Origin of the sequence: Rhizobium sp. S152, from assembly GCF_030380735.1 — a bacterium.
Taxonomy (GTDB): Bacteria; Pseudomonadota; Alphaproteobacteria; order Rhizobiales; family Rhizobiaceae; genus Rhizobium.
This window is the reverse complement of sequence record NZ_JAUDRZ010000008.1, coordinates 240457-255047: the sequence shown is the minus strand read 5'-3', so window position 1 is coordinate 255047 and position 14591 is coordinate 240457. Positions and strand designations below refer to the sequence as shown.

Annotated in this window: 13 protein-coding genes; 3 read left to right on the top strand and 10 right to left on the bottom strand. The window is 61.0% G+C overall.

The window, feature by feature from the left end; genetic code table 11:
* Window positions 1-3 precede the first annotated feature (3 nt).
* The 10 genes from cheT to QTL95_RS10715 all read right to left on the bottom strand — a co-directional run bounded on the left by cheT (window position 4) and on the right by QTL95_RS10715 (window position 8397).
* Window positions 4-393 carry a chemotaxis protein CheT gene (cheT, locus tag QTL95_RS10760; RefSeq protein ID WP_289719959.1) on the bottom strand — a complete coding sequence of 130 codons (390 nt, stop codon included), beginning with the start codon at window positions 391-393 and terminating at the stop codon, window positions 4-6.
* A 14-nt stretch (window positions 394-407) separates the two neighbouring features.
* Window positions 408-962, bottom strand: a complete 555-nt coding sequence (cheD, locus tag QTL95_RS10755; protein ID WP_289719958.1) for a chemoreceptor glutamine deamidase CheD — start codon at window positions 960-962, stop codon at window positions 408-410.
* Window positions 959-1348: a response regulator gene (locus tag QTL95_RS10750; RefSeq protein WP_037187482.1), complete on the bottom strand. Its 390-nt coding sequence runs from the start codon at window positions 1346-1348 to the stop codon at window positions 959-961. Before QTL95_RS10750 ends, cheD begins: the two co-directional genes overlap by 4 nt.
* On the bottom strand, window positions 1348-2391 hold the full coding sequence (cheB, locus tag QTL95_RS10745; protein WP_289719957.1) for a protein-glutamate O-methylesterase CheB: 1044 nt from the start codon (window positions 2389-2391) through the stop codon (window positions 1348-1350). Before cheB ends, QTL95_RS10750 begins: the two co-directional genes overlap by 1 nt.
* Entirely contained in the window at window positions 2388-3299 is a 912-nt protein-coding gene (gene cheR, locus QTL95_RS10740) for a protein-glutamate O-methyltransferase CheR (RefSeq protein WP_289719956.1), read from the bottom strand. Before cheR ends, cheB begins: the two co-directional genes overlap by 4 nt.
* Window positions 3296-3763 (bottom strand): chemotaxis protein CheW, encoded by a 468-nt coding sequence (locus tag QTL95_RS10735; RefSeq protein ID WP_289719955.1) that lies wholly within the window; start codon window positions 3761-3763, stop codon window positions 3296-3298. The genes cheR and QTL95_RS10735 overlap by 4 nt, the downstream gene beginning before the upstream one ends.
* A gap of 4 nt (window positions 3764-3767) precedes the next feature.
* A complete protein-coding gene (locus tag QTL95_RS10730) occupies window positions 3768-6026 on the bottom strand; it encodes a chemotaxis protein CheA (protein ID WP_289719954.1) in 2259 nt (752 codons plus the stop codon).
* Between the two features lie 17 nt (window positions 6027-6043).
* Entirely contained in the window at window positions 6044-6409 is a 366-nt protein-coding gene (gene cheY1, locus QTL95_RS10725; protein WP_037187494.1) for a chemotaxis response regulator CheY1, read from the bottom strand.
* A complete protein-coding gene (locus tag QTL95_RS10720; protein ID WP_289719953.1) occupies window positions 6406-6702 on the bottom strand; it encodes an STAS domain-containing protein in 297 nt (98 codons plus the stop codon). Before QTL95_RS10720 ends, cheY1 begins: the two co-directional genes overlap by 4 nt.
* A gap of 63 nt (window positions 6703-6765) precedes the next feature.
* A complete protein-coding gene (locus tag QTL95_RS10715) occupies window positions 6766-8397 on the bottom strand; it encodes a globin-coupled sensor protein (RefSeq protein WP_289719952.1) in 1632 nt (543 codons plus the stop codon).
* Between the two features lie 884 nt (window positions 8398-9281).
* Between QTL95_RS10715 and QTL95_RS10710 the strand changes: the two genes are divergently transcribed.
* The 3 genes from QTL95_RS10710 to QTL95_RS10700 all read left to right on the top strand — a co-directional run bounded on the left by QTL95_RS10710 (window position 9282) and on the right by QTL95_RS10700 (window position 14084).
* Complete coding sequence (locus tag QTL95_RS10710; RefSeq protein ID WP_289719951.1) at window positions 9282-9665, top strand: hypothetical protein; 384 nt, start codon at window positions 9282-9284, stop codon at window positions 9663-9665.
* 94 nt (window positions 9666-9759) lie between these two features.
* Window positions 9760-12300 (top strand): protein translocase subunit SecD, encoded by a 2541-nt coding sequence (gene secD / locus QTL95_RS10705; protein WP_289719950.1) that lies wholly within the window; start codon window positions 9760-9762, stop codon window positions 12298-12300.
* Window positions 12301-12527: 227 nt separating this feature from the next.
* Entirely contained in the window at window positions 12528-14084 is a 1557-nt protein-coding gene (locus tag QTL95_RS10700; RefSeq protein WP_289719949.1) for a VOC family protein, read from the top strand.
* Window positions 14085-14591: the final 507 nt, after the last annotated feature.

Below are 14591 nucleotides of genomic sequence, written 5' to 3'. Positions count from 1 at the left end.
CGTTTAAAAAAAGTCGAAGTCGCCGGCAGCCTTGTTCAGGGGCTGGGAGTGACCATGGCGCACGCCGCCGCCGAGGGCTTTTTGCATTTCGCTGAGCTTGACGAGGCTGAGTGCGGTAGCGACGTCGACGACCCAATGCTGCGGAATTTCGCTGGTGATCGTGTCGATGAATTCCGCCAGTCCGCGGGTCTTCTGCACGGCCAGGTCGATGCCCTGCATCACCTTCATGCTTTCCGGCGACTTGAGCAATTCGGCGCCACCGCCGAGGTCGAGCAATTGCGGCTCTATGCGTTCGATCAGATAGGCGACGTCGTGCAGTTCGGAAACGATCCGCATCAGGATATCCGGCAGGGCCTCGACAGGCGAAGGCTCTATGGGGGCATTCAATGTCATTGACAGTCCTCGTATCAGAAGAATTCGATGCTGGATTCGACAGGTTTCTGAACAGGAGCCGGACGCTGTTCCAGCGCGACGGTTCTCTGTGTTTCCGCTCCGGTTAGCGGATACTGCCGTGCTCTTCCCGACACGGGCCAAAATTCGAGCTTGCGCCCATGGTCGCCGCCGGTGCTGCCGCCGACGACAGGGATTCCCTCGTCCCTCAGGAACTCGGCGGCGAAGGCCGCGTTCTGCTCACCGACATTGGAGAATGTCGAGATCGTCTTCGCTCCACCGAAGATTTTTGCTTCCAGCCGGTCGCGGCGCGCGCCCTGCTTCAGCAAGCCATTGATCAACAGCTCCATGAGATGGACGCCGTAGCGCGTGGCGTCCCCGCCGCTCATCGACGTATTTCCGGTTCCCGGCAACAGGAAGTGGTTCATTCCCCCCACGCCCGCCACGGGATCCCGCAGGCAGGCTGCCACGCATGAGCCAAGTATGGTCGACAACACCGCATTCGGATCACTCAGGACCTTCCATTCGCCCTGAATGATATGAACGCGGCGGGGTGCCACCTCGATTGTCATTTCAGCGCTCCAAATACGGCCTCGATGGCCGCCTTCATCTTCTCGATGGTAAAGGGCTTGGCCAGGACGTTATTGGCGCCCAACGCCGCTGCCTTGGTCACCAGCGCACGGTCTCCCTGGGCCGTGAGGATGATGAATGCCGCCTTCTTGGTGGCCGGATTGCTGCGGACCGCCTGCAGCAGACCGAGACCGTCCATCTTCGGCATGTTGAAGTCCGAGATGACGAGGTGGTGGGGCTGCGCGGCCATGATCTTCATGCCCTGCTCGCCGTCGCCGGCCGAGGTGATCTGCTTGAAGCCAAGCTGGGTCAGCGCATCGCTGAGCAGCAGGCGGCTGGTGACCTGATCGTCGACGATCAAGACTTTGATTTTCTCTGCTAGTGACATTAGTCAGTTCCTTCCTTACGGGCGGCTGTCATTTTCAAGATTTCTTCGCCGATGACATTCAGCGGCAACTGATGCTGGACAGCACCAAGTTCGTAGGCGACTCTCGGCATGCCGTAGACCACGCAGGTCTTTTCGTTCTGCCCGAGGGTCTGTGCGCCGGCATGACGCATTTTCAGGAGACCGGCCGCGCCATCGCGGCCCATCCCCGTCAGGATGACACCAACGGCGTTGCGGCCAGCGAGTTCAGCCACCGAATCAAACAGGACATCCACCGATGGCCGATGGCCATTGACCGGGTCACGCTCGATGAGGCGGCAGCAGGGCGCATGGGGGTTGGCGACCTGCAGGTGGCGCTCGCCGCCGGGGGCCAGGTAGATCTTGCCGATCTCAAGTCGCGCGCCATCCGTCGCTTCCTGAACCACTGGCGCGCACAGACGGTTGAGGCGCTCGGCAAAGCTCTTCGTGAACGTCGACGGCATGTGCTGCGTGATGACAGTCGGCGGACAATTGGCCGGGAACTTCTGCAGTACCGTGATCAGCGCCTCGACGCCACCGGTCGACGAGCCGATCGCCACGATCTTTCGGCCCACGCGATACTCCGCAACGGACGGAGGCGGAACGACGGGGGCCGGCTGCGTATATTGGCGACGCTGTGCGCGGGCAGCGGCCTTGACCTTTTCGGCGAGATCGCCGAACGGCCTGCTGTCGCCGGGCTGGGGCTTGCCAACACAGTCGAAGGCACCGATCTCAAGCGCCGCCAGCGATGCATCGGCGCCGCGGTGCGTCAGCGTCGAGACCATGATGACGGGCATCGGTCGCAGCCGCATGATCTTCTCGAGAAAATCGAGGCCGTTCATGTTCGGCATCTCGATATCGAGCGTAACCACATCGGGGTTCAGCTGCTTGATCGCTTCGCGTGCCTCAAGCGCATCGCCGGCCTGGCCGATGACACTGACGTCGGGATCGGAACTGAGGACAGCGGTGATCAATCCGCGCATGGTGGCGGAATCGTCAACCACAAGAACCCTGGCGGGTGCGCTCATGCCTTCCTCCCGATGCCCTTGGTGGTATAGCGATAGGTGGTGATGCCGATGTTGTCGAAGAGATGCTTGGCATCGCCCGAGACGCGTTCGGAATGACCAATGTAGAGGTGGCCGCCTTCCGGCAGCAGCTCGGCGAAGCGCGACCAGATCCTCATCTGGGTCGGCTCATCGAAATAGATTACCACGTTGCGGCAGAAGATAACGTCGAACTTGCCCTTGAACGGCCACTGAGCCATCAGGTTCAGCTCATTATAGGTGATCAGCCGCTTGACGCGGTCGTCCACCTGGAACTTGCGGCGCCCCTGGATCTCGACTTCGCTGAACCATTGCTTGCGCATGGCGGGCGAGACGGTTTCGAGCGCACCCTCGTCATAGGCGCCGGCGCGGGCGATCGCCAGGATCTTGGGGTCGATGTCGGTCGCCAGGATCTTGAAGTCGTAGTCGGCGATACTGGGCATCATCGACAAGACGGTCAGCGCTATCGAATAGGGTTCCTGCCCGTCGGAAGACGCTGCTGACCAGATACGCACGCGGCCGCCCATCTTCGCACGCTGGATCAACTCCGGCAGCACGTGATCGCGCAGATGCTCGAAATGGTGGTTTTCGCGGAAGAAGCGGGTGAAGTTCGTCGTCAGATGCGAGAGCATCTCACGACGCGGTGCCGCACCTGATGGCGAGGACACGAGCGAGCAGTATTCGCGGAAGCCCGAGAGCCCGAGATTGCGAATGTGCTTCGACAGACGCGAATAGACGAGCGAAGCCTTGGTCTCGTTCAGGTAGATACCCGCATCCGAATAGATCATCGCCGCGATTTCCGTGAGATCGCGACGCGTCAGCGGATATTCGCCGCTCGCCAGGACTTCATCGGGGCTTCCCTGCCTCGCATCTTTTGCGCTCAGCATGTTCATGCAGCTTCGCTTTCGGTATCCGGGAAAATGGCCTCAAGCTCGAGAAGGCAGATCATCCGCTTATCGATCGCCAGGACGCCACGCGCGAACTGGCGCTGCAGTTCGGATGCGATTTCCGGCGTCAGCTGAACGTTGTCATCGGTCACGGTCAGTATATCGGAGACGGCATCGACGAGCAGGCCGACAACCTTGCGGTTGACCTGGGCGACGATGATGACGTGGCGAGCCGTCGGCTCCGTCGCGGGCATGCCGAGACGGGCCGAAAGGTCGATGATCGGCAGAACGGCGCCGCGCAGGTTGATGACGCCCTTCATGTAGGATGGCGAGTGCGGCATCGCCGTTGCCGGCGTCCAGCCGCGAATTTCGCGCACCGACATGACGTCCACGCAAAACTCCTGATCCCCGATGCGGAACGCGATCAGCTCGCGATCCCCATCCTTCAGATTTTTCACGGCATAAGACATGACGTTATCCTACCGCCGCCAGAGACACTTCCTGTCTCAGCGCCTGACCGCGGGATGCGCCCACGACGGCATCGACATCCAGAATGAGCGCGACGCGCCCATCACCAAGGATTGTTGCGGCGGCGATACCAGGAACGTGGGTGTAGTTCGCCTCGAGGCTCTTGATGACGACCTGACGCTGACCCTGGATGGCATCGACCATGAGCGCACGCTGACCGCCGCCCTCGGATTCGACGAGCAAGGCGACGCCTTCGACCGGATTGGCCTGGGTGGCGCGGAAGTTCAGGATCCGACCGACGTCGACCAGCGGGCAGAACGAGTTGCGGATCGAGATCAGGCGATGGCTGGCGCCGAAGGAGTGGATCGCGGAGGCTTCCGGCTGCAGCGTTTCGACAATCGCCGTGAGCGGGACGACGAGCGTCTGGCCGGCAACCGTGACGACCATGCCGTCGAGGACGGCGAGCGTCAGCGGCAAGCTCATCGTGAAGACGGAGCCCTGGCCCGGCTTCGAGGTGATGTTGATGCGGCCGCCGAGCGCCTGGATCGAACGCTTGACGACGTCCATGCCGACGCCGCGACCGGAGATGTCGGAGATTTTGTCGGCGGTCGAGAAGCCGGGCGCGAAGATCAGGTTGTCGATTTCTTCGTCCGTCAGATTGGCGTCCGGCGAAATCAGGTCGTTGTCGATGGCTTTCTGCTTGACGCGTTCACGGTTGATACCCGCCCCGTCGTCCTGCAGTTCGATCAGGATGCGGCCCGAGCGATGCTTCGCGGTGAGCTTGATCGTGCCTTCAGGATCCTTGCCGGCGGCGGTGCGCTTTTCCGGGCTTTCGATGCCGTGGTCGACGGCGTTACGGATCATGTGGGTCAGCGGCTCGGCGAGCTTGTCGATGACCGTCTTGTCGACTTCGGTGTTTTCACCTTCCGTTACGAGCCGGATCGACTTGCCGACCATGTCAGCCACTTCGCGGACGATACGCGACATGCGCTGGAAGACCGGCTTCACCGGCTGCGCACGGATCGCCATGACCGAATCCTGGATCTCGCGGGTGAGCTGCTGCAGCTCTTCGAGGCCCATGTTGACGGCGGATGTGCCGGTCGCATCGTTTTCGATGACGCTCTGCGAGAGCATCGCCTGGTTGATGACGAGTTCGCCCACCAGGTTGATCAGGCGGTCGACGCGATCGAGATCGACGCGGATGGTCTGGCCGGCAGCGGCAGCGGCGGCGGCGTTGTTCTGTGCAGCGGCTGCTGCAGCGGCGGCAGCAGCGGTTTCCTTCTTCTCGACGCGGGCTGCGGCAGCGGCAAGCTTCGTCACGTTCGAGGCCGTCTCGGCGGCCACGACGGCTGCCTCGACATCCGACTGAGACTGCGCTGACGGAGCTTCGGAAGCACCTTCGTCCAGAGCCGAGAGGTCGAAGGGAACGGGAATCATCGGAAGTTCTTCGGTCGCTTCGGCGGCGGCCGCTTCAATCGTCTTGATATCGAGTTCACAATCCCACTCGGCGAATTCGAAGACGGCGCGGATCGCCTCTTCGCCCTTGTCCGTCTTGAGCGTGATCACCCAATGGAAATAGGCGGCCTCGGGATCGATCTCATCGACACCCGGCAGCGCATCCGTATTGCAATAGCTGCTCATCTCGCCAAGACGGCTGAGATCGCGCAGCAACAGTGTTGCGTCGTTGCCCTTGGAATAGAGCTCGTGGCGCGGCTTGAAGGAGATCTCGTATGTCGGCATCTCGGCTTCATCGTCGCCGAAATCGTCGAAGGAGAAGGGAATGGGTGCAAAGCCGCTGTCGTCGGTGGGCTTGGGCGCTGCCGCGACCGGAGCCGCCGGCTTGGCAACGGGGGCTTCGACCGCGGCGGATGGCGACGGCAACTCGCCGTTTGCCAGCGCTTCCAATTCCTTGACCAGAGCGCGGCTGCGGCTCTCGTCGACGCTGCCGCCATCGCGGGCGGCATTCGTCAGGTCCGCGAGCACGTCCGCCGACTTCAGCATAACCTTCAGGACATCCTGGGTCGGCTCGAGCTTGTTGGAACGAACGCAATCAAGTGTGGTCTCAAAAACATGCGCGAAGGCGACGAGATCATCCAGACCGAAGGCGCCAGCGCCGCCCTTGATCGAATGAACGGCACGGAAGACCGCGTTGACGGTTTCCGGATCGCGATCGCCATCATTCATTTTCAGGAGACCGGATTCCAGTTCCGCGAGCTGTTCCTCGCATTCCTGGAAAAAGATCTCTTTGATTTCGTTCATATCCATAAAAGAAATTCCTGAGTTTAAGCGGTTACTCGCTCAATGGCGTCGATAAGCTTGGCGGGGTCGAAAGGTTTGACGATCCAGCCGGTTGCACCGGCCTGACGTGCACGGTTCTTCTTTTCGGCATCGCTCTCGGTCGTGAGAACCAGGATCGGAATGGCGCGGTACTTGTCGTTGCGGCGAACGCCTTCGATGAAACCGAAGCCGTCGAGACGCGGCATGTTGATGTCGGTGACGATAACGTCCGGATTGGAGGTTTCGAGAACTTCGAGGCCCTCGACACCATCTTCCGCCTGGATGGTTTCGAAACCGGCGTTGTTCAAGGTTACGAGAAGCATGTTCCGGATGGTCCGTGAATCATCCACGGTAAGTACTTTTTTCTTCATGACTGGATCTCCTTCGCGAGCAGATGGTGAATATCGACACCGATCAGCTGCATTGTTTTCTGGAATGCGTCCGAAACCTTGGTGAAGGTGAACGCGAGCTTGTCGTGGTCCCAGGTCTTGGCGCCGGCCATTAGAACCTGGGCGCTCAAGGCGCCGACGCGCTCGACCGCAGAGGCGTCGATCGAGATCGCGCTGCCTCGCATCGACATGAGCTTGTCGCGCAATGCGGATGCCTCGTTCAGGTCGAGGACCGCAGCCAAACTCAACGTCTTTCCACTTTTCTTTGCTGCCATCAGCCTGTCCTTGCCCGTTAAAACCAGCTCAGCGAATGTGAGCGGCCGTCATATTGCACTGCGTTAGTAAACATTCCGGTTGCTCCCGAAGCTGGCAATCTGCCGGGTGAAACCAAAATCATCGCCGTCGTCATCGGCTGGCCTCTGCTGCTCGATGGTGCGGGCAGGCGGAGCGGAGAAGGCCGGCGGCTTGGCAGCCTCGGCGTTCTGCCGCGCGATGCGAAACTCGCGGATCGTCTGGCCGAGTTCGAGGATGACGCTGTGAAGATGATCGGTGCCTTCGGCGGAGCTGGCGGCCGCACTGGCATTTTCAGCAAGCCCGGCGCCGAGGTCTCGAACATCGTTGGTCACAGTGTCGAGACTTGTCGCATGCTCGCTCGCCTGGCTGGCAACGCTGGAGATGGCGGTGTTGATGTCGGCGGCCTGGCGCACGATGCTGCCGATCGCCTCCTGCGTGCGGCCCACCATCTGCACGCCGGCGCCGACCTGTACCTTGGTCGTGGTGACGAGCGTCTTGATTTCGCGGGCAGCATCCGCCGAACGCTGGGCCAGCGCGCGAACCTCTTGAGCGACCACCGCAAAGCCTCGGCCGGAATCGCCGGCACGTGCCGCTTCGATACCGGCATTGAGTGCCAGAAGGTTAGTCTGGAAAGCGATCTCGTCGATAGCGCCGATAATCTGGCCGATCTTTTCGGCCGATTGCTCGATATCGGCCATGGCGGCAATCGCGCGGCCGACGACCTGACCGCTTTCCTCGGCGGCAGCCCGCGTCGAGGCGGCGGCCTGCTCGGCGGCACGGCTTTCGGCGGCGCCGACGCGGACGCTATTGGAGAGTTCGGCAAGAGCCGAGGCGGAAGAGCGGAGCTGCTCGGCGTGGCTCGACGCCTTGTCGGCGAACTGCCGCGAGGCGTCGCCAAGCGCCTGCACCGAGGTTTCGGCGGCGGTCGTGCGTTCGCCGATCGAATGGAATTCGCTCTGCAGCGAGGCGATTGCGGTGTTCAGCGCCGCGGCGATATCGCCGTGCGCCCCGCCCTGCTCGACGATAGCGCGAACGGTGAGGTCGCGGGCGGCGAGACCGTTGATCACGTCGGCGAAGACGCGGGCGATCTCGGCCTTGTCATTGCTTCGCTGATCGGCAAGCACACGCTGCTGCGACGCGCGCAGGGCATTGAAACGGAGCGAAACGGCAATTTCCACATCGACCATCACCAGGCGGATGATCGCGGTGATGAGGTCTGAGGTCTCGCGCGCGCGGCGCTTGGCGCTGGGCAGGAAGGAGCGGCCGGCGAGGTCGGCTGTCAGACCTGATATCACGTGCTCGAGCATGACGCCGTGACCGGCAACGTGCCAGCGCGGGTCGAGACCCATCTTGCTTTCGGTATCTGACAATACCTTGACGCGCTCGGCGTAGAGGCTGTCGAACCGCGCGTCTGTGAGCACATCCCAATGCGTCGATTGAAGATCGTGCAGCCTCTCGACCTGGCGCTCGCTCTCGAAATTGCGCGAGGCATCCGGGAAAGACTGAAGGCGCTGGAAGAGATCGCGAAGGCCGGACTTCAGATGGGCTTCAAGAGCCGGGCGGGCCCGACGGACAAGCTCGCACTGGTCGGCATCCAGACCGGCAAAGCGCAGACGATCACGCAGGCTGCCTGCCTGCGCTCCTCTGGCCTGATCTGATGGCCCTTCCTGAACCAACGTCTTTCCCCAACCGTGTTCCGGGCGCGGCCCGGATGAAAAATCTGCGCCTTCGCTGAGTACAATACGGGGTCTACGGCCATGGTGACCGGCGCTTGCCGGCTGGCCGAAGCCTCCCGATCAGTGAACCTGCTGAGGAGCTGCTTGATGAGATGGATTCCGGATCGGGCCGGTACGACGGTGCGGCTTCATGCCTGGGGAACGAGCGAATCTTCCCATTCCGACGTTTGTCGTGCAATGCTTATGGTTAATTCCTTGCCCGAAGGTTAATACCTGCTTTATGAACGCGGGCTTTCGAGGGGATGCGAATTACCATCTACGAATTACTGGCCTTGCGTTGCTTGGCATATTCAAGTTCGACGCAAGCTTCGTGATATAGCCCGAGCTTAACCATGACATGACGTCAAAAGGAACGGGAATGATTGTACTGGGAATGGGCTCTTGCTTACTTACGATTGCTGTTCTTGCCGCAATCACACTACTAGATCGCATCGAGGCTGTACGTCGCCCGCTAAGGCCGCGTATTCTCTAATTCCCGGCATTCATGCATGGATGATATGACACGCTGTTGCGGTTGTTGTGACGCAACGCTGGAACGACGTTGAATTGTTACTAGATGAGTGGTGGGAAGCTGAACCCATCCACCATTTTTGCTCAACGCGCTTCCTTAAATGCATCCGGCGCCGATACCGTCATCATGACAAAGGCGAAATCGCCATGGGGATGGTTGACCGACCGGCGCAAGTGCATCATGACAGTGCGGCCTATGAAGACGACGCCGAGGCTGATACAATTCGCGCCGAGGAAACACCGTCTCCAGAAAACAGTGAGAGAATACTGCGCCGTTGAGCCGGACCGAAGTTGATAATTCGCTGGACCAGGAAATGAGGCTCGACGCGCGCCGCATGGCTAGCCGCGTTGCCTTTTCCCTTGTCTTTGCGATCTTCGCCTATCTCGGCCTGCTCTTTGGCGGCAATTTCTCGATCAGCCCGGCACGCGGACCGAACGCCGTCTCATCGCCCGCCAAGGACAGTCAGCCGCTGCAGATCAGCGTGCGCGAGGCCGTTCGCGGCATTCTGGCTGCCGAGCGCAAGGCCGCTCCCAAATACGCATCCCATGATTCCGGGCCGGCCATGCTTGCCGCCTCGCCGGATATGCCGGTCGCGACGCTCAAGAGCGTTCCGCTGGCGACCGCCTTCGATCCCGCGCGTAGCGCGCCCGATACCAAGGACTACGATTCGCACGGCCCACCGCTTGGCGCCGCCTGACGATCCGCGCCTGATGGGCGCCCTCCATTGCACTTACGACACGCCCGCCTGCGCTTGAGCGCAGGCCCAAGCGTTATCAAGGATAGACAACACAATGCGCACCTCACCATGGCTGGTGGCCACCTATACGGTGATCATTCTCCTCGGCATCCTCATTGCCTTGCCGAACGCGCTGCCGCAGTCCACGCTGCAGCGCCTGCCCTCCTGGCTTCCGCACGAGCAGGTCTCGCTGGGTCTCGACCTTCGCGGCGGCTCGCACCTCGTTCTCGAAGTGGATGAAGCCGACCTGACGCGCGAGCGTCTGCAGTCGCTTCTGCAGGACGCGCGCCGCGTGCTGCGCGAAAAGAACATTCAGACGAAGTCGATCGTTCGCAACCAGAACCAGATCGTCGTGGCACTGAACGACCAGGCACAGAGTGACGAAGCCGTCACCCAGTTGCGGACGCTCGGCAATACGATCGCCACCGGCCTTTCTGCCGGCCAGTCGGACCTTTCGGTCACGACCAACGGCGGCAACATCATCGTCGCCTTCTCGCCGGCCGGCATCGCCAGCAACGTCGATTCCGCCGTGCAGCAGAGCCTTGAAGTCATTCGCCAGCGCGTCGACCAGGTCGGCGTCGCCGAACCGACGATCCAGCGCATCGGCGGAAACCGCGTTCTCGTGCAGCTTCCGGGCGCGCAGGACCCGACCCGTCTTCGCCAGCTTCTCGGCTCCACCGCCAAGATGTCATTCCACATGCTGGCCCCGAACAATGCTCCCGGCCCGGGCATGACGATGATGAAGGACGACGAAGGCAATACCTATCCGGTTCTCGATCGCGTCGAAATCTCCGGCGACCGTCTTTCCGACGCCCGCGTCAGCTTCGACCAGAGCTCGCAGCCCGTCGTCAGCTTCCGCTTCGACAGCGCCGGCGCGACCCGCTTCGCCGACATCACCCGCCAGAACGTCGGCAATCCCTTCGCCATCGTTCTCGATGACAAGGTCTTGAGCGCGCCCGTCATCCGCGAGCCGATCACCGGCGGTTCCGGCCAGATTTCCGGCAACTTCTCGACCGATACGGCCAACACGCTTGCCGCCATGCTGCGCGCCGGCGCCCTGCCTGCCAAGCTCACCGTCATCGAAGAACGCACCGTGGGTGCCGACCTCGGCGCCGACGCGATCCAGATGGGTATCTATTCCGGTATCGTCGGCTTCATTCTCGTCGCCGCCTTCATCTTCCTGCTCTATGGAACCTGGGGCATTCTCGCGAACATCGCGCTGCTCATCCACACGATCCTGACCTTCTCGGCGCTGACGCTTGTCGGCGCCACGCTGACATTGCCCGGCATCGCCGGCGTCGTGCTCGGTATCGGCCTCGCGGTCGACGCGAACGTTCTCATCAACGAGCGCATTCGCGAAGAAACCCGCAAGGGCAAGGGTGCGTTCGCCGCGATCGACACCGGCTTCCGCCGCGCGTATTCGACCATCATCGACGGCAACATGACGGCACTGATCGCCGCCGCCATCCTGTTCTGGTTCGGCTCCGGCCCGGTTCGCGGCTTCGCGGTTACCATGGCACTCGGCCTGATCATCTCGATGTTCACCTCGGTCGCCTTCGTTCGCGTCTCGATGATCGAGATCACCCGCCGCTTCAAGCTGAAGACGATCAACATCAAGCCGCTGTTGCCGATCTTCTACCCCTACGACAAGCACATCCAGTTCATGAAGGCGCGCTTCTTCGGCGTGACCGTCTCCGCGCTGCTGTCGATCGCCTCCGTGGTCCTCTTCATCCACCCGGGCCTCAACTACGGCGTCGACTTCCGCGGCGGCATCCAGATGTCGGTGAAGACGCAGGAAGCGGCCGATCTCGCCAAGTTCCGCGAAGGTCTGAACAGCCTCGGCCTCGGTGAGGTTACGCTGCAGTCCTACGGCGACAACAACACCATGGCGGTGCGCGCGCAGCGTCAGGAAGGTGGCGAGGAAGCCCAGACGGCGGCCGTGACGAAGCTGAAGGACGAGATCGTCAAGATCGACCCCTCGGCAACGATCACCGGCACCGACGTCATCGGCCCGAAGGTCAGCGGTGAGCTTGCCTGGGCGGGTATCCTGTCCGTGGTCATCGCCAGCCTCGCGATGCTGTTCTACATCTGGTACCGCTTCGAGTGGCCCTTCGCGGTCGGCGCAATCGTGACGCTGATCCTCGATGTGACCAAGGCGATCGGCTTCTTCGCGCTGACCGGCCTCGACTTCAACCTGACGGCCATCGCGGCGATCCTGACGCTGGTCGGTTACTCGGTGAACGACAAGGTCGTCGTCTATGACCGAATGCGCGAAAACATGCGTCTCTACAAGTCGATGCCGCTGCGCGAACTGATCGACAAGTCGATCAACGAAACGCTGGCACGAAGCCTCTACACCAACGCGACCGCCTTCCTCGCCCTCCTGCCGATGGCGATCTGGGGCGGCAGCGCCGTGGAAAGCTTCGCGATCCCGATGTGCTTCGGCATTCTGGTCGCGGCTGCATCGTCCGTCTTCATCGCAGCGCCGATCCTGCTGTTCCTCGGTGACTGGCGTACGCGCCATCGCGCTGTCGTCGCCGGCAACGAAGCAAAGGCGGAGATCATTCCGCCGGAGCCGCGCAAGACGGCCGGCTGAAGCGCTCTTCGCTCATGCGAAATATAAAAGGGCGCCGATCGCGAGATCGGCGCCCTTTTTGCGCACTCGAGCCGACATGCCGGGCGGAATGGTTTGCTGCAGCGCAAAAGTGCCCTAGTTCTATGTGAAGAACCTTGAAGGCAACCTCGCAACGTAACGGCATGATACCTATACTGACACTGATCCTGGCGCTTGCGGCGCCCCCACTTCAATCCGGGCTTTCTTCAATGGTTTCTGGCATTCATCACATCACGCTCATCACCCGCAAGGTGCAGGCGAACGTAGATTTTTATGCCGGATTCCTAGGCATGCGGTTGGTCAAGCAGACCGCCGGCTTCGAAGACGCCACGCAGCTGCATCTCTTTTATGGCGATGCCGAAGGCACGCCGGGCTCTCTGGTGACCTTCCTCGTCTGGGAAGACGGCTCGCCCGGCCGCGCTGGCTATGGTCAGATCAACGAGCTTTCTCTGGCGATCAATCCGTCGAGCATCGGTTATTGGCTGACGCGTGCCATGAGTTTCGGCCTGCGCTCGGAAGGCCCTGCCGACGAATTCGGCGAGCCGGTGCTACGGCTGAAGGACCCCGACAACATCATCGTCAAGCTTGCCGGCAATAGCCAGCTGACGTCGCCCGCCGTCTGGGACGGCGCAGGCATACCGGTGGAGCACGCCGTTCAGCGCGTCCGCGGCGCGACCATGCTCACCGAAGCGCCGGCCGAAAGCCGTGGCTTCCTGGAAAAGCATTTCGACTACAAGCATCACGCCACGCATGGCAGCATCGACCGGCTCGTCTCGCAATCCGGCGACATCATTGACGTGCGCAATGCCAAGGGCTTCTGGCCGGGCGCGCCGGGCACCGGCACGTTCGACCATGTCGCCTTCCGAGCGGCTGATGACGCGGAACTTCTGCGGGTCGAAAAATCGCTTTCGGATGCCGGAACACCGGCCGCCAACATGCACGACCGCAAATATTTCCGCTCGCTCTATGTGCGCGAGCCGGCGGGCACCCTGATCGAACTGGCAACGGACAAGCCCGGCATGACCGTGGACGAGCCGACGCCGACGCTCGGCAGCAAGCTCTTCGTTCCGAAGGACGCCATTACCGACCTCAAGGACCTGAAGGTGGTGCTGCCGCAGTTCTCGATGCCGGGCGAACCGCGCGTCAATTATCGCGACCTGCCGTTCGTACACCGCTTCTATACGCCGCCGGATCCGGATGGCAGCGTGTTCCTGCTGCTGCACGGCTCGGGCGGCAACGAGACCACGCTGATGCCGCTGCTCCACAAGGTGGCGCCGCGCGCCACGTTGCTCGGCGTGCGCGGGCGCGCGACCGAAGAAGGCATTCCGCGCTGGTATAAGCGCATCACGCCCTTTTCCTTCGATCAGGATGATATCAAGAGCGAGGCGGAGGCTTTCGCGGCATTTGTCGACGGCGCCGTGAAATCCTACGGGCTGGATCCGAAGAAGATCGTGTTCATTGGTTACTCAAACGGGGCCAACCTGCTCAACTCGCTGCTCTACCTGCACCCTAACCTCGTGCACAAGGCGGTACTGCTTCGCTCCATGCCCGTCCTCAATGCCTTCCCGCAGGCCGACCTCAAGGGAACCGACCTGCTCGTGATCAGCGGCAAGACGGATGCCTACGGAAAATATGCCAGCGATTTGGAAACGCGGTTGAAGACATCGGGCGCCACGGTTGATTCGGACATCATTCCCGGCGGACACGATCTTGGCGATGCCGATGTGCCGATCATCCAGAAGTGGCTGGCCGGAGAAGAGCGCTAACGCTGAAAGCGATTCGCGTGTGGGCTCGGTCCAACCGATTCCACGCGCGACCATCACCCGCCGTCATTTTTGTCGATCGAGGCATAGCAGGGCGCACCGGTTTCGATACTTTGAGAAAATACGCTGACGGCGCGGCAGCGGGTCATGACAAAGCTGGCGCGTGAACTTTCGTTAAACTTGCATTCTCGCCGAATATTCTAGGATAGGTCCGCTTCTTCCGCATCGGCCTTTCGCACAACACTCCCTGATACGATCTATACATCGTCAAAAATATATTTATTGTAAAGATCGCAGAATAATAAGTATACATTACGCACTTTTTCTTATTTTTACCTTCATTTCCGACACAACTTACTATTCATTGACTTTTGCAAATATATTTTAGACACAAAATCAAACATAAATTACATTTCTATTTTTGTTTTCCAAAGATGAGTACGGATGCCTCATCTTGAGGCTAGAAATCACCACATTCTTCTGCTTTTACCCGCAACTGTTCTATTTTGC